Source organism: Microcoleus sp. T3_B1, assembly GCF_036700445.1.
In the GTDB taxonomy this organism is placed as follows: Bacteria; Cyanobacteriota; Cyanobacteriia; order Cyanobacteriales; family Microcoleaceae; genus Microcoleus.
Window position 1 is genome coordinate 1 of record NZ_JAUBOX010000035.1, and the last position, 22,374, is coordinate 22,374.

15 protein-coding genes and 1 pseudogene are annotated in these 22,374 nt (G+C 44.1%); 9 read left to right on the plus strand and 7 right to left on the minus strand.

Going from position 1 to position 22,374, the window contains the following annotated elements; genetic code table 11:
- The 3 genes and pseudogenes from QT990_RS19270 to QT990_RS19280 form a co-directional block, all read left to right on the plus strand.
- The coding region (locus QT990_RS19270) for an ATP-binding protein (protein ID WP_333465642.1) at positions 1 to 3,960 on the plus strand (3,960 nt) is incomplete at its 5' end.
- Positions 3,961 to 4,130: 170 nt separating this feature from the next.
- Positions 4,131 to 5,672: an ATP-binding protein gene (locus tag QT990_RS19275; RefSeq protein ID WP_333465643.1), complete on the plus strand. Its 1,542-nt coding sequence runs from the start codon at positions 4,131 to 4,133 to the stop codon at positions 5,670 to 5,672.
- A gap of 716 nt (positions 5,673 to 6,388) precedes the next feature.
- Positions 6,389 to 6,631, plus strand: a pseudogene (locus QT990_RS19280) (hypothetical protein); the annotation flags it as partial.
- Between the two features lie 14 nt (positions 6,632 to 6,645).
- Here QT990_RS19280 and QT990_RS19285 read toward each other — a convergent pair.
- On the minus strand, positions 6,646 to 7,338 hold the full coding sequence (locus tag QT990_RS19285) for a hypothetical protein (RefSeq protein ID WP_333465644.1): 693 nt from the start codon (positions 7,336 to 7,338) through the stop codon (positions 6,646 to 6,648).
- A 28-nt stretch (positions 7,339 to 7,366) separates the two neighbouring features.
- Entirely contained in the window at positions 7,367 to 8,752 is a 1,386-nt protein-coding gene (locus tag QT990_RS19290) for a HAMP domain-containing sensor histidine kinase (RefSeq protein WP_333465645.1), read from the minus strand.
- Between the two features lie 124 nt (positions 8,753 to 8,876).
- On the opposite strand from QT990_RS19290, the gene QT990_RS19295 reads away from it, so the two are divergent.
- Together QT990_RS19295 and QT990_RS19300 are read left to right on the plus strand one after the other, a co-directional pair.
- Positions 8,877 to 9,044: a hypothetical protein gene (locus QT990_RS19295; RefSeq protein WP_333465646.1), complete on the plus strand. Its 168-nt coding sequence runs from the start codon at positions 8,877 to 8,879 to the stop codon at positions 9,042 to 9,044.
- 106 nt (positions 9,045 to 9,150) lie between these two features.
- Positions 9,151 to 9,474 (plus strand): DUF3155 domain-containing protein, encoded by a 324-nt coding sequence (locus QT990_RS19300; RefSeq protein WP_006635576.1) that lies wholly within the window; start codon positions 9,151 to 9,153, stop codon positions 9,472 to 9,474.
- A gap of 363 nt (positions 9,475 to 9,837) precedes the next feature.
- On the opposite strand, the gene QT990_RS19305 is transcribed toward QT990_RS19300, so the two are convergent.
- The 3 genes from QT990_RS19305 to QT990_RS19315 all read right to left on the minus strand — a co-directional run bounded on the left by QT990_RS19305 (position 9,838) and on the right by QT990_RS19315 (position 11,632).
- A complete protein-coding gene (locus QT990_RS19305; protein ID WP_333139608.1) occupies positions 9,838 to 10,371 on the minus strand; it encodes a cofactor assembly of complex C subunit B in 534 nt (177 codons plus the stop codon).
- 320 nt (positions 10,372 to 10,691) lie between these two features.
- Positions 10,692 to 11,084: a PadR family transcriptional regulator gene (locus tag QT990_RS19310; RefSeq protein WP_333139606.1), complete on the minus strand. Its 393-nt coding sequence runs from the start codon at positions 11,082 to 11,084 to the stop codon at positions 10,692 to 10,694.
- 344 nt (positions 11,085 to 11,428) lie between these two features.
- Positions 11,429 to 11,632 (minus strand): DUF751 family protein, encoded by a 204-nt coding sequence (locus tag QT990_RS19315; protein ID WP_190657763.1) that lies wholly within the window; start codon positions 11,630 to 11,632, stop codon positions 11,429 to 11,431.
- 276 nt (positions 11,633 to 11,908) lie between these two features.
- Here QT990_RS19315 and QT990_RS19320 point away from each other — a divergent pair, with 276 nt between their 5' ends.
- Positions 11,909 to 12,784, plus strand: a complete 876-nt coding sequence (locus tag QT990_RS19320) for a DNA adenine methylase (protein WP_333139602.1) — start codon at positions 11,909 to 11,911, stop codon at positions 12,782 to 12,784.
- 225 nt (positions 12,785 to 13,009) lie between these two features.
- Here QT990_RS19320 and QT990_RS19325 read toward each other — a convergent pair whose 3' ends face one another.
- Positions 13,010 to 13,492 carry a PD-(D/E)XK nuclease superfamily protein gene (locus tag QT990_RS19325; protein WP_333139600.1) on the minus strand — a complete coding sequence of 161 codons (483 nt, stop codon included), beginning with the start codon at positions 13,490 to 13,492 and terminating at the stop codon, positions 13,010 to 13,012.
- 27 nt (positions 13,493 to 13,519) lie between these two features.
- Positions 13,520 to 14,455 (minus strand): metallophosphoesterase, encoded by a 936-nt coding sequence (locus QT990_RS19330; RefSeq protein ID WP_333139598.1) that lies wholly within the window; start codon positions 14,453 to 14,455, stop codon positions 13,520 to 13,522.
- Positions 14,456 to 14,558: 103 nt separating this feature from the next.
- Between QT990_RS19330 and QT990_RS19335 the strand changes: the two genes are divergently transcribed.
- The 3 genes from QT990_RS19335 to QT990_RS19345 all read left to right on the plus strand — a co-directional run bounded on the left by QT990_RS19335 (position 14,559) and on the right by QT990_RS19345 (position 22,278).
- Positions 14,559 to 15,590, plus strand: coding sequence for a hypothetical protein (locus QT990_RS19335; protein WP_333139596.1), 1,032 nt, complete (start codon positions 14,559 to 14,561; stop codon positions 15,588 to 15,590).
- A 183-nt stretch (positions 15,591 to 15,773) separates the two neighbouring features.
- Positions 15,774 to 15,917, plus strand: coding sequence for a hypothetical protein (locus QT990_RS19340; RefSeq protein ID WP_333139595.1), 144 nt, complete (start codon positions 15,774 to 15,776; stop codon positions 15,915 to 15,917).
- A 757-nt stretch (positions 15,918 to 16,674) separates the two neighbouring features.
- The gene (locus QT990_RS19345; protein WP_333139593.1) at positions 16,675 to 22,278 is read left to right on the plus strand and encodes a DNA/RNA non-specific endonuclease; all 5,604 of its coding nucleotides are present in this window, start codon (positions 16,675 to 16,677) and stop codon (positions 22,276 to 22,278) included.
- Positions 22,279 to 22,374: the final 96 nt, after the last annotated feature.

The following is a 22,374-nucleotide window of genomic DNA, read 5'->3' on the forward strand; positions in this document are numbered from 1 at the left end:
TATCCCTTAGTCATCTTTCTCGACGATTTACAATGGGCTGATGCCGCTACATTGAAATTGCTACAAGTAATGCTCGCCGATGAGCAAACCAACTATCTCTTTCTAATTGGTGCTTATCGAGACAACGAAGTCAACCCATCTCATCCTTTAATGATGACTTTGGACGAGCTGCAAAATGAAGGTGCAAGCATCGAGCGAATTACTTTAGCTCCCTTACACCTTCACCACATAGTTAACTTAATTACTGATACCGTGCGTAAAGACCAAAAATCAGCGCTCCCCCTCGCCGAGTTAGTGGTCAGTAAAACTCAAGGCAATCCTTTTTTTGTCAATCAGTTTCTCAAAACTCTCTATCAAGAAAACCTGCTGAGATTCAATTTTCATGAAAGAAACTGGGATTGGAATATTTCCGAAATTGAATCCGTAGGTATTACTGATAACGTCATTGAATTGATGATTGGGAAATTGAAAAGACTTCCCCAATCAACTCAGCAAGTTTTGCGGTTGGCTGCTTGCGTGGGTAATAGTTTTGACTTAAACACTCTTTCAATTATTAATGAGAAATCTTGGGGAGCCACGTTTCAAGAACTATTGCCAGCCATCCAAGAGGGATTAATCTTAACTACTTCTGAGTTAGGTGCTACCGAATCAGAAATAATTAACTCCGACTTGGTAATTACTACTTATAAATTTTTGCACGACCGCGTGCAGCAGTCAGGTTACGCTTTGATTGACTCAAAACTGCAAACAGCAATTCACCTACAAATTGGTCGTCTGTTACTGGCAAATATTTCTCCTGAGCGACGAGCCGAAAGAATTTTTGAAATTGCTGATCATTTGAATTCCGGTCGAAATTTAATCATTGATGCTCACGAGAAAATTGAACTAGCTATTTTAAATTTAACAGCCGCTCGCAAAGCCAAAGATGCAACGGCTTATGCTGCTGCCAGAGATTACTTAAAATTCGGTCTAGAAATTTTACCGGGCGATATTTGGCAAGAATCCTACGAACTAGCTTTTACCTTTCATAAGGAGCTAGCCGAAGCCGAATATTTAAACGGCAATTTTGATGAATCAGAAGCTTTAATAGAAGTGGCATTTGCCCAGGCTAAATCAGAGCTAGAAAAAGCCGAAATTTACAACATTTTGATCGTGCAGTACACTCTGCTAAGTAAATATCAAGAAGCAATTCAATCGGGATTAAAAGCCCTTCAATTGCTGGGCATAGACTTGGATGAAGATAATTTAAGCGAGGCGGTTAATGCGGAAATGGCGGCAGCTAAAGCCAACTTGGCTAACCAAGAAATTGCTGCATTAATTAATGCCGACAAGATGAAAGAGCCGGCTCAACAAATGGCTATGAAATTATTGGGTAACATGGGGCCGCTAACGTTCTTTTCATCTCAAGAACTGTGGAAGTTGACTGTGATCAAAGCGATTAACCTTTCTCTCAAGTACGGTTTTGTAGCGGGAGGGTCTTACTGCTATTCATGTTATGGAATTATCCTGAATTCAATTTTAGGGGATTACCAATCGGCTTATGAGTTTGGCAGACTCGCTCTGACTCTCAGCGAAAATTCAAATAACTTGTCTCAAAACTGCCAAGATAGTGTGATTTTTGCCAATTACTTAAACTGCTGGGTGAGACCGCTCAAAACTACGGCGGAAATTAATAACGAAGGTTATAAAGTTGGCTTGCAATCGGGCAATTTGCAATGGACGGGTTATAACCGGATGTTTCAAACTATTACCTATTTCTTCCAGGGTATGAATTTGAATAACCTTTTGGAAGATATTGGCAAGTCGCTCCATTTCTGCTATCATACTAAAAATTTGTGGGCTATTGATATTATTATTGCTAATAAGATAGCAATTTTAAATTTGATGGGCGAAGAGGATGAAGTTAGCGAAAAACAGCATTTAGAAAATTTTCAGGACCGTAAAAGCATGGCGGCGCTGTGCGAGTTTTATGTTTTAAAAGCGCAGACTTTATATCTTTACGAACAGTATAGTGAGGCGCTAGAAGCATCTGAACGCGCGGCAGAGCTGATCGATTATTTGATGGGTCATATTTCTAGTGCTCACCATTATTTTTACCGTTGTCTGATTTTAACTGCTCTGTATTCAGAGGTTTCTGAATCGGAGCGAAAAGATTACTGGCAGCAATTAGAAGCTAATCAGAAACAAATCAAAGTTTGGGCGGATAACTGCTCGGAAAGTTTTGCACATAAATTCTCGCTGGTGGCGGCAGAAATGGCGAGAATTTCAGGTCGAGATTTGTCGGCGATGGATTTGTACGATCGCGCGATAGCTGAGGCTAGAGAGCATGATTTTATTCAGAATGAAGCGCTGGCGGCGGAATTGGCTGCTAAGTTCTGGTTGGGGAAAGATAAAGAAGAATTTGCCCACATCTACTTGACTAAAGCCCACTATGGCTACCAATACTGGGGGGCTAAACGTAAAGTTGAGAGTTTGGAGGAAAAGTATCCCCAATTAATAGTGAGAACATCAGGAAAGACAACTACTCAAACAAAGGTTAACCGCACAACGACGGCGACTACTAGCAGCAATTTGGGTGAGACGCTAGATTTAGCTACGGTGATGAAAGCAACGAGCGCGATTTCGGGTGAAATAGTTTTGAGTAGGTTGCTGGAAAGATTGATGAAAATTGCGATCGAGAATGCGGGGGCGCAAAAAGGTTTTTTGATTTTAGAAAAAGCGGGAAACTGGGCGCTAGAGGCGGAAGGTTCGGTGCAGGAGGATGAAGTTAGTGTGCTGCAATCGCTTCCTCTCAATCCGATAGCAGCTTCTGGGGGCACTCCTTTGCTGGCTTGTGCGATCGCCAATTATGTGATTCGCACCCAGGAAAATGTGGTGTTAAATAATGCGGCCCAAGAGGGACAATTTACCCGCGATCCTTATATTGCAGCCACTCAACCGAAGTCTATTCTTTGCACTCCTCTGCTGCACCAAGGTAAGCTGACAGGCATTCTTTATTTGGAAAATAACCTGACTGAAGGGGCTTTTACTACCGATCGCCTAGAATTGTTAAAACTGTTATCTGCCCAAATTGCTATTTCCATTGAGAATGCTCAACTTTACAAAAATTTACAGGAGTTTAATCAAAACTTAGAGCAATTAGTGAGCGATCGGACTCAACAATTATCGAACACCCTAGAGGCTTTAAAAGCCACCCAAACTCAGCTAGTCGAATCTGAAAAAATGGCATCTCTGGGAGGATTAGTTGCTGGTGTTGCCCATGAAATTAATACTCCCATCGGAGTGGGTGTCACGGTTGCTTCAGCTTTGGCAGAAAATACCACAGAATTTGCCTCTCTTTATAAAAGTGGCAAAATGAAGCGATCGGATTTAGAAGAATTTGTCGATATTGCTACCCAAAGCAGTAAGGCACTTCTAATTAACCTAGAGCGCGCGGCAGCATTGATTCAAAGCTTTAAGCAAGTAGCAGTAGATCGCTCTAGCGAAGAACGGCGTACTTTCCAGATCAGACCTTATCTTGATGAAATTTTATTACAATTAAAACCAAAGTTGAAAAATAGCCCACATTCGCTTAAAATTAAGGGAGATAGCAAAATTGCTATAGATTCTTATCCAGGAGCCTTGTCCCAAGTTGTGACAAACTTGCTAATCAATTCTCTGATTCATGCCTACGAACCAGGGATTTCTGGGGAACTAATCTTTGCTTGGGAGCAAGAAGGCAATCGGCTAAGGTTTGAATACGCCGATGAAGGTAAAGGTATTCCCCCAGAAAACTTAAGTAAAATTTTTGATCCATTCTTTACCACTAAGCGTGGTCAAGGTGGCAGTGGGTTAGGGTTACATATTGTTTACAATTTAGTCACCCAAAAACTAAAAGGTGAAATTGAATGTCTAAGTGAGGTGGGAAGAGGAACCAAGTTTATTATTAAATTACCGATGCAACTTGATTCACCAATGTAGAGTTACAATTCCGATTTCCTGGCCAAGATAACTAAGTAAGTTCACCTCATTAAAAGTAAAATAAGGATGACTGAAAAGGTTGCTGTCTAACTCTTCTCCCTTCTGCCTTTTGCTTAACAGGTTTTCTAACTTCAAACCTACACATTAGTAAAAAATAAAGGTGTACAGCAATGAAAAGTGATTTTGACGATTTCTTAACTCCACCATCTCCAGAAACAGTATACTTTGCCGAAGTAATGGACTCGGATGACGAGATATTATTTGCAGATGAAACCACAGAAGAAAAACTGAGTGAAAGCTGGAAAATTTTAGTTGTAGATGATGAGGCTCAAGTTCACACCGCTACCGAAATTTCACTAAGGAAGTTTGTCTTTGAAAATAAATCTTTAACCTTCATTAATGCTTACTCCGCTCGTGAAGCTAAACAGCTAATCCAAGAAAATCCTGATGTTGCCATCATCTTACTTGATGTAATTATGGAAACAGATGATGCTGGCTTAAACTTTGTTAAATATGTCCGAGAAGTTTTAGGCAATCATTTAGTGCGAATTATTTTACGCACGGGTCAACCCGGACAAGTACCTGAAAAAAGCATTATTATCAATTACGATATTAATGACTATAAAACTAAAACTGAATTAACGACATCAAAGCTATACACTACGATTCTAACAGCTTTGAGAAGTTTTTCTCTGAGTCAGAGTTTGCAGGCTGAAATAGAGCGACGCGAACAAGTAGAGAAAGCACTCCGTCTCAGTGAAGAAAAAGAGCACCAAAAATCTGTTGCCTTAGATCATTTTGTCAAAGAACTCCAAGAAACACAACTCCAGCTAGTTCAAAGTGAAAAAATGTCTAGTCTCGGTCAATTAGTTGCAGGTGTGGCTCATGAAATTAACAATCCGGTTAACTTTATTTACGGCAATCTCTCCCACGCCAACGACTATATTAAAGAACTCATTAATATGGTGAATCTTTACCAAAGGTATTACCCGCAACCCGAAGCAGAAATTATCCATGAAATAGAAGATGGAGAGTTGCCATTTATCATAGATGATTTACCAAAATTGCTTTCTTCCATGCAGTTAGGGATCGAACGCATTCGCAATATTGTTCACTCTCTACGCAATTTTTCTCGGTTGGATGAAACTGAAATTAAATCAGTCGATATCCACGAAGGCATTAATAGCACTTTGATGATCTTACAGCACCGACTAAAGGCTAAGTCCGATCGCCCTGCTATTAATGTGATCAAAGACTATGGTGCATTGCCGCTGGTGAACTGTTATGCCGGTCAGCTCAATCAGGTGTTTATGAACCTTTTAGCGAATGCTATAGATGCTTTAGAAGAGCGGCTAAGTAGAGAAAGAGGAGATGGTGCAGTTTTTCACCCCCAGATTTTGATTCGGACTGAAGTTGTACCAGGCAATTCCCATGACAACATTACCTCGGATTCCCGCATCCTGATAACAATTGCTGATAATGGTTTGGGCATGACAGAAACAGTTCGTGCTAAACTTTTCACTCCCTTTTTTACTACTAAACCCATAGGAAAAGGTACAGGCATGGGATTGTCAATCAGCCGAAAAATTCTAATAGAAAAGCACTGTGGTCAATTGGAGTGTATTTCTCAGCCAGAGCAGGGCACGCAGTTTATTATTGAGCTGCCGACTATCTGTAAATGCACTAAGATCGCCGCCCTAGCGAATGCCTAGAAAACTCATCGGGCTGAATTGATCGTATACCGTTTTTCAGTTGCATGAGAATAGGGTAATTGCTAATTGGTAATTGCTCATTAATCAAAATTATGACTGAATTTTTCCCCGCAGCAAGTCCCCCCCTTCTGGGGTCGGGATAGCCACTGCGGCTTTAGCCACATTCTTCTAACTTAGAGCAGATTACAGGTTTATGAAGTAAACCCCTGATGGCTCAATCCCCGTAGGGGAATGGCATTGCCGTGTCTAAAGCTGCACTTCATAAAGCTGGGATACGCTGTAATTGTATTGGTTTTCAATATATAGCCTTTCTCAGTAACATGAGCTGCTCACGCGGGCATAGGGCATAGGGCATAGGGCATAGGGCATAGGGCATAGGACTCGCCCCCATACCTCACAACGCTTGAGAACCGCTATATTTTTTAACAATATGTTCGCAGACGTTACCAACTGTGTCGTAAAAATACAGCATAAGCTGTTCTGCCTTTAAATTGTATGTCAAAAAAATTTAAAGTCTTGTGGGGAGTAGGGGTTGGGCGTCCCGCCCGCCCTGAATATACAGTTTAAATGCGCGACAGCTTATTCCATATACAGCGTATTCTAGGTTTATGAAGTGCACCCCAGAAACCGGGTTTCTTTACAGTTCTCGTATCATTACTGATTCTGTTGCTCGAAACCCGGTTTCTCGCGATCTACATCTACATGGAATATGCTGTATCACAAGAGTTGAGGGCGAAAATACAAGGTTAAGACATTATTTAGCTCGTGTGAAACCAAAAAATATTTGTTATTCTCACTCAGGCAACTTGTTGCTAAGACATTCCCTTCGATTTTTAATTCACTATCTAAAATCTGCCGCTCTTTCAATTCCATATCAAAATAAAATAAATTATTTGGCTTTTAGGCGATCGCCGGCGTTGCTTAGTGATACCCTAATTCAGCCAGGCCTTTTTTTGTAATATCATCGAGGCGCTCAACGTTCTTCCCTCTGCTGCAAATGCCGCCAAACTTCATGATGACAGACGTACCAAAAATACAGGGCTAAATTCAGAAGAGCTAATAATTTAGTGCCATCTTCTAACATCGCGTGTACTCCTTGATTTCGCAAGTGTAAAGGATCCGCAAACCGCGAGATAGCCAACAATAGGAATGCTGCGACTAATGGCAGGTAAGGAGTGGTTTTGATGTATCGCCAAAACTTAACTCCGTAAAGGAAAACAGCACTACCATAACACAAATAAATTAATTTCTTAGATATTCCCAATCGAGAAATAATCAAAGTCATCCGAAACCTGTCATCTAGGAAAAAGACTCCCAGCAGTAAAGCACTAAAAAATAAGAATATCGCCGATCGACTCCGCGGGTCTTTTTGGCGCACCACTCCGAAAGTAAATGCACAAATTGCGACTGGGATGCACCATAGGACTTCGGAAACTCCGGTGAGAATGCCTTCGTAAGGGAACCAGAAATTAAAAGGATCGCTAAACAGGCGTTCAACTCCGTCTCCCTGGTTGTTGAGTTTTGCGTATACGCTCAGCCCGCCCAAAATCAGAACAGTCAGAATGTTAAAAGCAGCTAAAAACCGTACACGAAAAAAGTGTTTTTTGAAAACTTCTAAAGAATTTGAAAAATTGGGAATTTTATCGAAGAAAGGCAGATGCTTCATAAAAAATGTCTCCAAGCAATAGAGTTCGTTACTTATTCACGGGTAGCCAAACCACAAATGTAGTGCCGCTATCGGTTGGATATAAGTGAGTTTCCGCCGATGGCAGCCATTCAGGATTGACAGGGGAAAATACTTCTATTTCTCCTTGCATTTGGCGGACTAAATCGCGGGCGATCGCCAAACCCAATCCTGTGCCGGGAATTTCGGTCTGCGCTTTTTCTCCCCGGTAGTGCCGCTCAAATAAATGCTCTAAATCTTGGGGGGGAATGCCGGAACCTGTGTCGCTGACGGCAACTGCTATGGCTGGCAATTGGCTGTATCCTTCCCGATCGCCATCCGCTGCTTTGTACCTTACTTTAATATAAATTTGGCGACCTGCAGGGGTATATTTCAAAGCATTGTCAATTAAATTGCTCAAAACTTCGCGCAAAGCTCGATCGTTCGCGGAGACTGGTGGCAAATCCGCCTCGATGTCGGCTACCAATTTCAGATGCCTTTCGGATGCGATCGCCTCGGCGGAAGTTAACAGCGGTTTTAAGACTTCTGTAACAAAACAGGATTCCTGGACATTGGCCGCAGGTGACAGCGACAGGGGAGAATGCCGGATTGATTCCACATTGGACATTGCTTTTTCTGAAGTGCCCGATCGCAGTTTTAGATGTGATTCGCCGGTGTCAACAGTTCGATCGAACTGGCCGAGCAACTCTTGCAGCCGATCGCTCTCTCGGACAATACTAAAAGCCACATTGCGGTTTTTGTCTTCGGGTACCAGCCGCCGTGCTAACAGCTTGCCAAAAGTTCGCAACGCTGTCAGCGGACTTTTGAACTGATGCAGCAAATTGTGCATCGTGTCGTAAACCTGAGCCTGGATTTGCCGACTCGTACCCAATTCCTGCTGCATCCACTGCGATCGCTGGTCTAAAATGCAGGCTAGGGCTAAGGTGCGAGCAATTTGTTGTATTTGAGCCTCCTCTCGCTCGTTCCAAGGCCTGTCTTGCCGACCGCTGACTAGAAGTCCCATTACAGCTCCCTCGTGTATCAGAGGCGTCACAATTTGCATCCGCTGCTGCCACACATTCTCCGGGCCTTGGCACTGATGGGAAGTGCGCTCCTTACCCGGAAGTCGATCGGGTGCGATCGCCCCTACCGTTGATTCTTCCACAGGCCGAACAGGTGGCGCCAGCAGTCGCGGTACCGGTTTCACTGTCGAGCTTTCGGGAGATTGCAACCTCAACCCCTGATTTTCTTCCGATTCGGCTGAGGTTTCTGGGTAAACTGCGATCGGCACCAACTTTGCTTCGCTGCCTTCTACGATCTCTTGTGTCAGGTATACCGCGCTGAATTCCGCTCCCAAACTAACGGCGATGGCTACCTGCGAGCGGCAAAGTTTGACAAATTCTGAACTGGCTGGCATTAACATGAGCGCCACATCATTAAGATATCTAACGGAATTCTAAGTAAATTACAAATGATCGGCCACCGATTACTGATGAGAGACTTCTAGATTTCAGGTTTCTTCCCTTTGATAGAAGACAGCTATGTTGAAGGCATGCGGCTTTCATGAACCAAAATTGCCCCGCATCGCCGTCGGCGCAGCTTCCACCGATCGCCAAGCTTGGCTTTTGGCGGAACTTGCGGCCAACCATACCACAACCGCTACACTTTTGTCGATCGGCACGAATGTTAAGATTATGTCGATATATTAAAAACAGTTGATTTTTTGAGCTAGAACGGATATACTGGCCTCGGATTTGGTAGCTATCATTACAACCTGTCTGCTCATACTGTCTGCTCACAGAGGAGGTAAAGAAATTGGCCAGGAGACGCAAACGCAAGAGTCGCCGCCGACAAGAAGGACGCAGAATTTTAGAGTGTGTGCCTCAATATAGCATCGAGAGCGGCGAAGATAAACCCGTAACAGCGGCTCGCAAGTTCATCCATGCAGAAGGCATTGCTCCCCCAGCTTTGCTGTTAGTCAAGCGTAACGAGCATACCACTGACAGATACTTCTGGGCTGAAAAAGGTTTATTTGGAGCCCAATACGTAGAAGAAAACCATTTCTTGTTTCCCAGCTTAAAGGTGATGTTGGAAGCTACCACAGAAAAAATTCCTGTGGTGTCAGCCAGCCGCGCATAGCTCAAAATGTTTAGCTCAAAACATTGACAGCAATGTTTTTCTAAGTCTTTTAACAAAAGCGCGAGAGTTCTCATTGTCTGGAGAGTGCCAACTGAAATTTCTGCGAAAAGTCCTTAGAAATTAGGGTATAAGGAGCCATCGCAACAGGCGTTATCGCACCCCAAGGGCGATCGCCACAATTGGCACTTTCACGATAATGGTTTTTTTTGATTGTTTTGTCGATCAAATTGGTCGATCGAACAAGTGGATCAAAAAAACAGCCACGGGTTTATCAACTAGAAAGCCGCTCTTGAGTTATGGGTTTGTCAGCTAGAAGTCTAACTACGGCATCTAGCATATCAAAAAAAGTTCCGCGTCAAACTTTTAATCGATCGGCTTCAAATCTAAAGCTTTTTGCATGGCTGCGAGTTCATCGCGGTGAGCTCTGACAGTAACAAAGCTCTTGGTTGGGCTTCCCGACTCAGCAACTGATTCGAGTTTGAGCGAGACTTGCTCAGAGCGTCCAGCTTTTTTCCAATAAAATACCCCCGCCAGCGGGGACAGCAGTACCAAAGCTAGGAAAATTTGACCTTGTTGGGGAACTAGCATTCCCAAAACCAGTCCCAAGCACAGAGCGCCGCCTGCACTCAGCAGAGTTAGAAAAATAGCTAGAAACCAACTCGGCCTGACAAAACCCTCAAACGTGACTTTATAGTTGGGGGCATCGACGGCTGCAACTCGGTAAGCTCTCTGGGCAAAATACTGTTGTAAGTCGGTTAACAGTGACTCTTGGGCGCTCTCGGAAGCCAGCTTGACTTGTTCGATTCGATCTTTGACTGAAGCCTTGATGAAGAAAAACAAGCCAACAGCCAGCAGTAGCGTTAGCACAAAGGTAGAAGGAAGAACAGCAGTATCCATCGGTAGAAGTTTGTGTAATTTAAATGATCTACTATTACTTTACAGAACTTTACATACGAAAGCGATCGAGGACTTACGCAGACACTTTGTTATCAAAATTCGCAGAAAGCTTCTTCTGCAAGGCGTTTTGCTCTCCATCACCCAATTCCCCTATCTCCCCATCATCCCTAATTCTCAAGTGACCGTGCGTAAGTCCTGACGTTGTGTAGCTGCTTTAATCGGTGTGCGGCGGGCGATCTAGCAAAGCGAAGGCAATCAGGCAAATCGCTTTGCAAGTAGCGCCAGCATCTCCAGGGTTTAGGCATCCGATTCCAACTCGGCTAACCCGTCTGACCAGTTTCTAAGGCGCGGGAACGACGCTCGGACGCGCCGTTTCCCTGACCAATGTACTCATGCCAGAGACGAGCGAGGTCTTGAGCTTGGTGCCGCCACTCAGGGAGGATTTGATACATCCGACGGGGGCGGCCACGTCCTTCTACTTTTTTCCAGTAACCGGTGATTACGGCTTCATCTTCGAGGAATTTCAGAGCGCTGTAGAGAACGGTATCAGAAAGTCGGTAGATGGGGAATTCCCTCTCTAGTTGGCCAATTAGTTCTGTACCGTAGGAATCTCCGCGCAATAACACGGAAAGAATGTAACACACAGCTAATTCCTTGTTTAGATAAACAGGAGGGGGGTCTTGAAAAAATTGATAGATATGTTCAAACTTCATCTGTCTTGTCCGCTGGAAACTCTCGTGATACCGTCAGGTTAACGGGAGAGGAAAGCGGGGCGGGGTGTGCCGCTTCCTAATGATTAAGTGGGACACCGGGGAAACAGAGGTGCAGTATTTCCCCAGTGAATGTTGATAGCCCCAAACGCTTGTCCTGCACTTCGGTAATGTTTGCCTGCGGCTTGGTTGAGCAGCGCGGGCGTAACTAGCGCAATTTTTTTCCTCTTCCAATGTATCGCAACGACTATTGTCAAGTGTGCGATCGCCTGCAAGAGTTGGCAGTTACTTGGGGAATTAGTGTGTTAACTGAATTTGCCGTTGGTGTTTGCGTTCAAGCGCAGGCTTTAAACCGAACTCAGGCCTAACATAGCCCGCAGTGTAAAAGTTAGAAAGACAAAAGTCGCTACAATCGAACTAATCAGGGCGATCGCAGTTGCCGGTCGATCGAGCAGGGGCTTGAGTCGCTCGAACAGGAAAAAGAAAATTCCCAGACATATCGTAATGAAAAAGCGCGGGTAGCGAGAGACGTTATTAATAAAATCTTGCATGAGCTTGGTGGGGTAAAGTGTTACAGCACAATCTTTGACTGGTAACACTTGTGAGCGAGTTAGACAATTTTGGCACAGCCGGAGCTAAATCTGCCGATCGGGCGCTCGGGCATTTTTGCCTAGGCTTAGCTGACATATATAATTCTAACGAAAACTTTTCGCCGATCGCTCCGGCACTGTCTGTTTAATGCCACGCGACCTCCGGTAAGAACTTCAGAAGTATTTCTATTGAGTTCTAGTTGTGATAAATATTAGAGGGCCGTTATTTCTAGATAAATGTCTGCTGCCGCACCTTCTTTCGTCTTGCCACGTCCCTTTCTGAAATGGGCAGGAGGCAAAACTCGGTTGATTGGACAATATCAACCTTATTTTCCTGAAAAGTTCACAACTTACTACGAGCCTTTTTTGGGCGGCGGAGCTGTATTTTTTTACTTAGCACAGCAGCACCCTGGTTTGCAAGCTGTTTTAACAGATATTAATCCTGAGTTGATTAATGCTTATCGCTGTGTCAGGGATAAAGTTGAGGAGCTAATTGAGCTTTTGTTCGATCACCAGTCAGAACACAGCAAGGACAATAAAGATTATTATTACTCGGTGCGATCGCGCTCCTACACAACAGATACAGAAAAAGCAGCACGCCTGATTTACCTAAATAAAACTTGTTACAACGGCCTCTACAGAGAAAACTCAAAAGGTGAATTTAATGTTCCCATAGGTCGATACAAAAATCCTAACATTTGTCAAGCCGATTTACTGCGATCGGTCTCATCTTTACTCGCGCCCGCTCAAATTGAAGTCAGAAAATTCGATGAAATTTTGGATTTTGCTACCAGCCGCGAAGACTTTGTTTATTTTGACCCGCCTTATTATCCAATCAGTGCCACCAGTAACTTCACCACTTACAGCCGGGATAATTTCAAAGAATCGGAACAGCTTAAACTGAGAGATATTTTTGCCCAACTTGCAGAACGGGGCGTGAAAGTTATGCTGTCTAATTCCAACTGCGATTTTATCGAAAAAATCTACCGCGATACTCAAGCTTTCCCAAATAAATCTCTGCCAAAACTCATTGAAATCTCAGCATCTAGGGGAATTAATTCTAATAGTTTGAAGCGCGGGAAAATCAAGGAATTATTAATACGTTCATTTTAAATATTATTTAAGCCAAGTCTATAATTAAGGAATGAGAATTAAATAACTTACAATGCGTGATGGTTCTTGTGGGATGGGCGTCCCGCCCGTCCAGAAAGGGCGGGCTATAAGCCCAACCCTACTCCCCACTTTCAAGAGTGTAAATTATTTAATTCGCGATCCTAAGCATATTTTGTAGGAGCAATACCTAGTTTCGCCAGACGCGGCAAAGTTGCGTAATTTCTGTTACAGATATTTGTTAGCCCAGGTAATAAAACCTTCTAGCTTGTGAACTGCCAACAGATTTTGATTGTCAGGAATTTGTTTTTTAAACCAGTCGATCGAACCTTGTCTCATACCATCACCGCCCACTATAACAATAGTAGGAACCCGATAGCAATTTTTTATATTTAAATTGAGGTAAGGATACTTCTCGTCTACTGAACCTTTGTCTTCTTGCCACTTGCACTCAACAATTAGACCCAGAGGAAATAAACCGCAACCAACAATATAAAAATCGACATTTATTTCAGTTTCATAGATACTAGACCCGATATAAACCTGTTTAGCATATCGCTTGGGATTTTCAGTAGAGATTAAGAGCCAATCTCGCTTGCGCTTTTTCGGCAACTGGGGGCATATTTCGAGATATCCGTGGCCTCTCAACGTACCTTCTACAGTTGTTTCTAAAACAAAACCAGTTTTATTGGCTCTAAAACCCCTATTCATTTTGTTTCCTCCTGAATATAATTTGAATTAAGCCGATCGCACTTGAATCACCCCTCTATCAAAAACCCGTTTGTCAGTACCGATAGAACTGACAAACATCCGGTCTTCATAGACATCAAACGTCGCAAAACTTAGGCGGCTAGCAGAATACTCCGTCCACTCAGAACGCCCCACCGGACGAGTGCCCGCGCCGGCCCCACAAATTAAATAAGTCGTACCGTTAATCGAGCGAGTGCGTTCGTAACTGTGCTCGTGTCCGTTGATATAAAGCTGCACGCCGTACTTTTGAAACAAAGGTGTCAAAGTCTTAATAAGAGATTGATCCGATCCGTAGACGCCAGAGGAATAAATCGGGTGGTGGCCGAACACAACTTTCCAAGGTGCGGTGCTCTGACTCAACTCTTTTTCCAGCCAAACAAGCTGATTTTTCCAATCCGCATTGTGATTGGTATCTAAAGCAAAAAACTGTACCGGATCGCGCCGAAAAGTATAGTAGCGACCTTGCATATTAAAACCCGCATATTTAACTTGCGGATCGCCGTTAGCAGTGCGGATATCGTGATTTCCCAGACAAGCATAAAATTTTACACCTTGCTGTAATAAGGGCTGATAAGGTCGCTCGAAAACAGCATTAATTTTTTCAATTTCGCCGTTATTGTAGATATTGTCGCCGGCGAGAACAGTAACATTAAAAGGGTTTTCCCGGTGATATTGCGCCATCGCCTCAGCGACAGCATACTGACCTTCTGCGCCGGTACCGGTGTCGGCTACCGAAATAAAGCGTAAAATAGGCGGTGAGGCCGGCAAAGGGACGATCGCCCTTTCTGCCTCAACGTTAGAAGGGACAGCAGCGTTGGCATCTGTACCCCAGGCACTCCGAAGCTGAAACATTTTCCAGACTCCGGCAAAACCTAAGCTGCTGAGACTGCCTAAAATTAGAAAGTGACGGCGTTTGATGCTCATTTTGATTCAGTTACAACTAATGAAATGATAAATTAAGGTTGAGATGGCTCAACTAAAAATTTATCGCTTTTAGATATATTTGCAACGCCCCAAGGCAGAGAAAATGTCAGAAGAACAACTAAACCAGTCAACTCCAGAACCCTCTCAATCTCCCACACCGGAGGTTGATTCGGCTGCAAAGTCTGCCCCCACTGGCAGCAAAACTCAAAATGCCAGCAGCGCGGTTCCCAAAAATCAGAGAATCAAAACTTTGATTGCATCGATTGGGAATTTGGGAAAAAAAGGGAAAAAATTAGCAGCCGAACCCCCCTTGCAGGCCCAAAAGCCGATCGCGCCCACCGCTTCAGACTCAGCAACAGTAACTCCTGCGGCTGTTGCTGCGGAAGTTAACAGCGTGCCACCAAAAGTTGCTGTAAAAGTTGATAAAAAGCCTGTATCCCAACGCAGGGAAGGGAGCTTTTTACAGAACGTCGGTATACTTTGGCAAAGTATTGTGCGCCTAGTGCGATCGCTACTGCCACCATCTACGAACCAGAAGCTGTCCGATCCAATTTTAAACGCCGCCATAGCAGCAATTCTAATCGTTGCAGTCGGTTTAACTCTCAACAGTTTCTCCCCAAAACCGCCGGAGAAAGTAGCAAAAGTGCCTTTGCCAGCAGCGCAGCAGTCGCCGCAAACTTTTGATGATTTTCTGGCATCGGGAACGCCGAAATCCCCAGAGGCGATCGTACCGTCTGGGCAAATCTCTGCTAAATTCAAAAGCAAGTTGCCCGATTTAGTGACGCCGGAAAAACCGCAACCAGTAGAAATTATCCCACCGCCACCGCTGACGCCCGAACAGTCTCTGATTGCTGCGATTCAAAATCAAGTTACTGACATTAAGAATCGACTGGGAGGCGGCTTAGTTGAGTCTGTTCAAGCTAATTTTGCCAGCAGCATTTTGACAGTAAAAGTCGCTGAAGATTGGTACAAACTCAGCGAACTTGAGCAAAATCAACTAGCAACGAAGATGTGGAAGGAGGCTAACTCACTCGATTTCAGCAAGTTAGAAATTGCGAATATGGAAGGCAAGTTAATAGCTAGAAGTCCGGTTGTTGGTTCGGAAATGATTATTTTAGAGAGAGGGATTAATTAGAATTTAAAGAGTCTGTATCTGTACACCATCTTACCAGCCTTAAAGTCCAGGACGCATAACATAATTATGTAGCGTGATGCCTGCGTACCTTACGGCTGTTGATGTTTTTGAGGAATATCGAACTTTTCCCAACTCCTACAGAATGCTGGCATTAAATTAATTAAGTTTGAGGAAAATTGAAAAATGACAATTTTAACTCAAGCCGAACAATTAGAAATTCAATATCCCAGCAGCGACGGAGAGCGGATGGCTGAAAGCGACATCACGCGCGATTACATGACTTACAGCGTTGAAGCTGTTGGGAGCATCTCATATTTGTATTTGTAAAAATACTTCTTCTGGCTCCTTCCTTCTTCTGGCTCCTTCCTTGTTCCTCTTTCCTTGTTCCTCTTTCCTTCTGCCTCCTGCCTCCTGCCTCCTGCCTCAAAACTCCAATTTCTAGCGGAGGGCTGCAAAGGTGAGATGCTCCCAAGCTGTCAAGCTTTACTTTCAAGAACGTTCTGATGTTTACGTGTCAGCTAATTCTTTCATTTATTATGAACAAGGGAACAACAGGGAGCATTTCATTTTTGCAAAAAGCATTTTTTTTTACAGTGCGAACTATTGAATATCTCGCACTATAAAAGCCAAAGAGAGATGCTCCCGTTGTTCCGTAATTTCCAGTCAGTAAATTTAAGTAGGCTTGAAATGCGAGCCTACAACAATCTAAGTATTTTGGCTGAGTAACGTACATTACTTTGATAAAGAATCTGTAAAAATTTAACAATTCAATCACAATTTATCAGTCAAACAAACTAACTAGCGCAGCAACCTTCACATATGCTCTGCTATTAAGTTGTTGCGGACACTGCCAGTTTTCCAGTACCCGACGGAAAATATCAGTAATTTCCGTGATTGACTTGCTGCCGAAAATACGGGAACATTATTCTTAATAAAAGCTTGGCAGCTCACTAAAAATCACGCACTAAAAACTTGATTAAGTCCGAATCCACACATTCTTCTTGAATGAAGGGTGAAGCGCATCAATTAGTTAGTTTGAAACTATCACAAGCAAACAGCTCACTCGCATCTACGGAAATTAAACATGAAACTTGTTAAAGATTCACCTTTTAACTCTCAAGATCCGTTTCAGAATTTCCTCGCCCCAGAATTCGAGATTGATACCAAAAACTTACTCAATAGTCAAGCTTACGCCAGCAACATCTCAGAACAAACACTCCCTCCACTTCGGGCCGCTGACAACAATAGCGCTGAAGTTGCCAGCTTTTCCAACTCCCTCAGTTTGAGTCAGAGCTTCCCCAACACAGATTTTACCCCCCCCGCAAAAAATAGCGCACTGGATGCTCTGACTGGGGAAATTATAGGTGAAAGGGATCTCGACTCTTACGACAAAGATGCTTTAATCGGCGAAAGACGCGCATCCCAAGTCGCACCAACAGCTTCTAATCCCAAAGCACCTCCCATCATCCAAAGTGCCGAACTTAAGTTTACAGACAGCAACAATCAATCTTTTCCCAACAATCAACCCGTTCTCTTCATCACGGGTACTAATGTATTAGTAGATAACTTGAGCGACCCGTTAGGCAGCCGATTCAGCGACTTAACCGTTAAATTTATCGTAGGCAGACAAGCTTACGAAGGAACAGTTTTGACAGACAAAAGTCGCAAATTGGCAAACAATCAATTTGAAATCGCCGTTCAAGTTCCCAACACCTTACCGTTAGGTGAATCCCGCATCGTCATCAGCCGCAAGCAAAACGAAAAAGTTAGCCCAAATCCCTCAGAACCAGCCAAAGAAGTTAAATACGATAGCAGTCCTTACCGAATAGAAAACAATACAGAATACATCTTTGGCGCGCAGTGGACAACAGATAAAATCGCAATTATTAACGGTGCAAATCCCGAATCAGTCGTCACAGCTACTAATAGCAGCGACTTGTCGATTGCCAGCGTTTCTGTAGGCACGGATGGTATACTCGATCGACCGCGAGAACTAACTGTAACCAGTGACGGCAACCGTGCTTATGTAGCGATGGATCGTTCCGGGCGCATTGCTTTAGTCGATCCGATGACCAGGCAACAGGTAGACACTCAGCCGAATACCGCTGGTATTAACCCGATAAATTTGCCCAGCGGTGCAGAACCTCGATCCATAGTCATAGACCCCCGCGACCAATACGCTTACATCGCAGACGGAAAAATCGGCAGCAACTCCATCTACGTTCTCGATATCAACCCGTTTTCCTCAACCTATCACCAAGTCACCCAAACCATCCCAGTCGGTACAGCCCCGAACGGTTTGCGACAAATAGCCATTAGCAGCGACGGCAAAAAGCTGTTTGTTACCGCACCAAACGGCTCGAACAGCAAAATTTACGCTGTTAACATCGACCCCAAAGACCGACCCAGCGACCCCAGTCAGAACCCCAAAAAGTGGAATCAATTAATCGGAAGTATCACAGCCGATGAAGGAGTAGAAGGAATAGCAAGCACCGTCAATCCCTTAGCCATGACCTTTACGAACAGCGGCAAAGATAGCAACGGATTTGGGGTATTGGACATTACTAATAATGACCCGGTGAGTTTTGCTGCTACCACCCGATATGCAAGTTTAGGGCTGGGTTCCAGTTTTGATTACTTTGATGTGAATGAGGGAGTTTCGGTAACGGTTTTACCGGATGCTAGCTATGCGTTTGTTGTGGGTCGCAATGCGGACACGAAATTTTTCGGTCAGGAATTGCCCAGCGTGGATGGAGACCCGCGGGCCGGTAGCAATATCGGCATTATCAAAGACCCGCTGACCAATCCGCAATTAGTGGCGGGAACAAGACCAATTCCCGACGGATTTGCTACTGATTTAGCGCTTTCAGGTAATAGCAAGTACCTCTATGCTTCCTATCCCAATTTGAGCGGTGCTAATGGCAAGGTGTATGTCTTTGACACTGAAGAATTCGTGAAAACAGTGACCAACCCCGGTCAATTTCAAATTGATGCTAAAGGTCGGGGTGTCGGGCTGCCTTTGTTCGACAGCACTACCGCACGAACTGCTACGGTTGCTGACCTTTCCACAGTGCCCATTGATAATATTAACCCAGCGGTTAGTGTTGCTGCTGACTTCCAGATTCTGATTGATGCGAACAGCCAGTATACTTACGGCGTGCCGCCTGGTAGCAAGCGAGCTCCTGTTTCTGCGACTAACTCTCGCGGTTTGGCTGCGACACCGCTGGATTGGTTGGATTTAATTGGGCCAGGTGAGAATACAATAAATGACTTGACTCCGACTTTTGACTGGAACTTCAGCATTCCTGATTCCCAAATACGCGAAGTTAATTTGTTTGTAAGTACCTTCCCAGAAGGTGAGGGTCTGTTGCCTTGGGACCAAGTTGTCAATTTATCGGAAGTGCTGCCCAATTCCAACCTAACTCAAGAGGAAAAAAGACAATTTTTGAGTTCTCCGTGGCAAGAGTTTGATGACTTTAATCCCAACCGCATTCTAACAGCAACTTGGAAGCCTTCGGGTGGCTGGGTTTGGAATGGAGGTGACAGGTTTGGAGATAACAACAATTTTACCCTCGATCCAGACCGGACTCTTACAGCAGGTCAAACCTATTATTGGGCTGTCGAAGCAATAAACGCTGAGGGAGAGCGCAATCTTGATTTTGGGGAGTTTAATACACAACTAGAAAGCTCTCTTTCTCCGTTCAGAAGCGTCACTGTTCTCACTCACGGTTTTACACCTCCGATAGTTACAGAAGCAGTAATTCCCGCTAACTTTTTTGACATCGCAAACAACATCGCGGATGCAGGGGGTGGGGGTTTGATTATTCGCTACGATAAGGGTACAGGTTTCTGGGTTCCTGTGGATAAATATGGGGCTGTGATGCAAGACTTCCCCGCAGGTCAAAATCCAGAAACCACAACAAATTACCTCGAACAATTAGCTACTTACATATCTGACAATTACAGCGACAAATCTTTAGTGCTGCTGCCTGATTGGGCTCAAAACAATGAGTCAAGTGTTCCTGATTCTGGTTTTACAGAAGGTGCAGCAGATGCTTTCTACGCATCGTTAGTACAGCTAGACCAGGCTTTGGGAGGAAGTATTGGACAGCGCGACTCTCAAGGGAATCTGGTGAGTCTTTACGACAGCAAAGGCAATCTAATTCGCAACCAAGGAGACTTGTTGAGTTCCCCCATGCACTTTATTGGCTTCAGTCGGGGCACAGTTGTTAATAGTGAAATTGTGCAGCGCTTGCTGACAGCATTCCCCAATGCAGGCGGAACAAATCAATTCGGCCGTGATTTTCAAGTGACAACAATCGACCCCCACGACTTCGATCAGGAGAGTCTTTCGCTGGTGGGGATTGGAGGGTTTAGGAACTTCTACGAACCCAAGGTGCAGACTTGGGAAGGCATTACATTTGCCGATAATTACTACCAAACTACAGCCGATCCGAGTGGTTTGGGGTCGTTTACTCCGAACGGTCGAAATATTCCTGACCTTCTGCCACCAGAAGATACTAGCAATCAACCCGGACTTCAGTTTCCCAAAGATGCAAATGGCAATCTCCTCGGTGTCCCCGATGTAGTCGAATTTCTGGGAACTCGTTCTAGGGAAACGGACTATGCTGAGAGTCGGGCTGGCTTCAGCCGACAAACCGATGCTATTCCGGTAATTGGGGGTGGCTTAGGCGCTACTCACGGACGAGTTCTCAATTGGTATTCCGGCAGTGCGAATCTGGGTTTAACGGAGTCGCAACCCAGCTATGCGGTGGATTGGCTCAAAGATCCAGTTTACCGCCGCCGCAGCGATGGAGGTTACGAGGTGTTGTTCGATGCCGACTTCTACGATACCAATCCCAACCGCGTCAATCCTTGGTACACCCCAGATCATACAGCAGCAAACTTTGTCCAAGGTAGCGCTGAGGCTCCTTGGGAAGGAATTGGGACTGGATGGTTTTATTCTATAAATGGTGGCGGTGAACGTTTGCGGCCAGAAACGCAGCCGCGAGTGCCGCTAAGTTTTGACAATACTTACAGCACCAGAATGCGCGGCGATGCTAGTGTTCCGACTCTTTTTAATGGCAATTTTGATGCTGTTACCGATCCGTTTGGGGGGAATTTGAGCCAGGTTCGCAGAACTATTTCTAACGCGCTACCTGGGTGGTCATTCCACAACGGTCAACAAAATCCAAATATTGATTTGGTTCAAAATTTGGAGGACGTAAAGTCCATTAAAGGAAAAAGCGAAACAGACTATGCCTTTAAACTAGGAGCCAACGGAGTCAAAGAAATTGTTCACAATCGGTTTGTTGTTCCCGATTGGGGAAATTTACGCTTTGATGTTCATGCTCCTGTCAAAAAAGGAAACCTGAAGGTCACGTTGGAAACGACAACAGGTACAGAGATCGCAAAAACCACAATAGACCTGAAAAGCAATTTGCAAAAACTCCCTTTCAACCGCAACGAAAATGTCAATACCCCAGAAAAGCTCGATCTGGCTACTAATATCTACTTAGGTAATGCTAATAAGATTGGATTTGGTGGAGAAGGTTTTGAAACTTTCCAGCTTAACTTGCAAACTCCTGATGAAGTGACACAGCTTTACCGAGGGCAACCAGCTACTTTGAAGTTTGAATTAGAAGGAGGAGACCATGTTTTCATAGATAATGTCTTCTTTAAGAGCGACCACCTGAGATTGGGAAATCCAACTGAAGCAAGATGGGATATTAAAGCCCCGGAGCAAAATCCATATCAAACCAATTTGTTGCTTGAAAAACCTCAGTATTCCTCATCTTATAATGCCGTTACTGGGCTTCCTAACTGGGTAAGTTGGAAAGTTGACAGCTCTTGGAGAAATCGAGTTGAGGGAAGAACAAATACTCCATTCATAACCGATCCAGGCTTGCCTGGTAGTCCTCAAGTTCCGAGCTGGCCTAGAATTGATGGGATAATGTATACAGGAACGGGTTTGGATAGAGGTCATCTTATCCCTAACCAAGATAGAAACAGAAATGAGAAAGATGCTCAGGCTACCTACCTAAGCACAAACTTAATCCCGCAAGCGCTCGACAATAACCGACTTTTCCCCAATAACAGAGGTAGATTAGACCCAGATATTTCGCCTGCATGGTCTAGAATTGAATCAAAATTAGTTGAGCAGCTAATCTTTGATTACAACAAAAAACTTGATATTACTGCTGGTGTTTTTGATACTAAAGAACAGAATTGGTCTATCCAGCCAAAAACTAGAGCACCTGAATTACTTACGGAAGCGCCCAATCAAGGAAATACAGATCCTACAAATTTAGAAGCTAACGGAATTCGCATTCCTGGGTGGGCATGGAAAACAATCTTAGTTTCCAATCAATCAAGTTTTGGGGTACAAGATGTTCTTGGCAGTTACACATACATTACGCCCAATATACCAGAACCTTACACGGACTGGAACGGGCAACCAGCAGTCCCGAACCCACTTAATCAACTGTTAGGTGAAAACCGCGAGCCTATAACAAGTGCTGAACAATGGCGAAGACCTAATACATGGAAGATTTCTATCGATCAGCTTGAAAATCTTCTGAATACTCAGGGTTCTGACACGGTTTTTAACTTTTTGTCAAATCTTCCTGAAGATGTTCGCAATCGAATTAAACAACAGAGCGATTTCTCGTTTCCACCACCTCCCTAAGTCCGACTTGCTCAGGATTTACGCAGAACTATTATGAAATAGGTTGGGGAGATATCTAAATGTTCAAAACATTACAATTTTCTCAATGCTCTGCGT

Coding starts and splice junctions, on each gene's coding strand:
- QT990_RS19305 (WP_333139608.1), bottom strand. CDS start 10,371: ATGGATACTGCTGTTCTTCCTTCTACCTTTGTGCTAACGCTACTGCTG.
- QT990_RS19320 (WP_333139602.1), top strand. CDS start 11,909: ATGTCTGCTGCCGCACCTTCTTTCGTCTTGCCACGTCCCTTTCTGAAA.
- QT990_RS19340 (WP_333139595.1), top strand. CDS start 15,774: ATGACAATTTTAACTCAAGCCGAACAATTAGAAATTCAATATCCCAGC.
- QT990_RS19325 (WP_333139600.1), bottom strand. CDS start 13,492: ATGAATAGGGGTTTTAGAGCCAATAAAACTGGTTTTGTTTTAGAAACA.
- QT990_RS19330 (WP_333139598.1), bottom strand. CDS start 14,455: ATGAGCATCAAACGCCGTCACTTTCTAATTTTAGGCAGTCTCAGCAGC.
- QT990_RS19310 (WP_333139606.1), bottom strand. CDS start 11,084: ATGAAGTTTGAACATATCTATCAATTTTTTCAAGACCCCCCTCCTGTT.
- QT990_RS19345 (WP_333139593.1), top strand. CDS start 16,675: ATGAAACTTGTTAAAGATTCACCTTTTAACTCTCAAGATCCGTTTCAG.
- QT990_RS19285 (WP_333465644.1), bottom strand. CDS start 7,338: ATGAAGCATCTGCCTTTCTTCGATAAAATTCCCAATTTTTCAAATTCT.
- QT990_RS19295 (WP_333465646.1), top strand. CDS start 8,877: ATGTTGAAGGCATGCGGCTTTCATGAACCAAAATTGCCCCGCATCGCC.
- QT990_RS19275 (WP_333465643.1), top strand. CDS start 4,131: ATGAAAAGTGATTTTGACGATTTCTTAACTCCACCATCTCCAGAAACA.
- QT990_RS19335 (WP_333139596.1), top strand. CDS start 14,559: ATGTCAGAAGAACAACTAAACCAGTCAACTCCAGAACCCTCTCAATCT.
- QT990_RS19315 (WP_190657763.1), bottom strand. CDS start 11,632: ATGCAAGATTTTATTAATAACGTCTCTCGCTACCCGCGCTTTTTCATT.
- QT990_RS19290 (WP_333465645.1), bottom strand. CDS start 8,752: ATGCCAGCCAGTTCAGAATTTGTCAAACTTTGCCGCTCGCAGGTAGCC.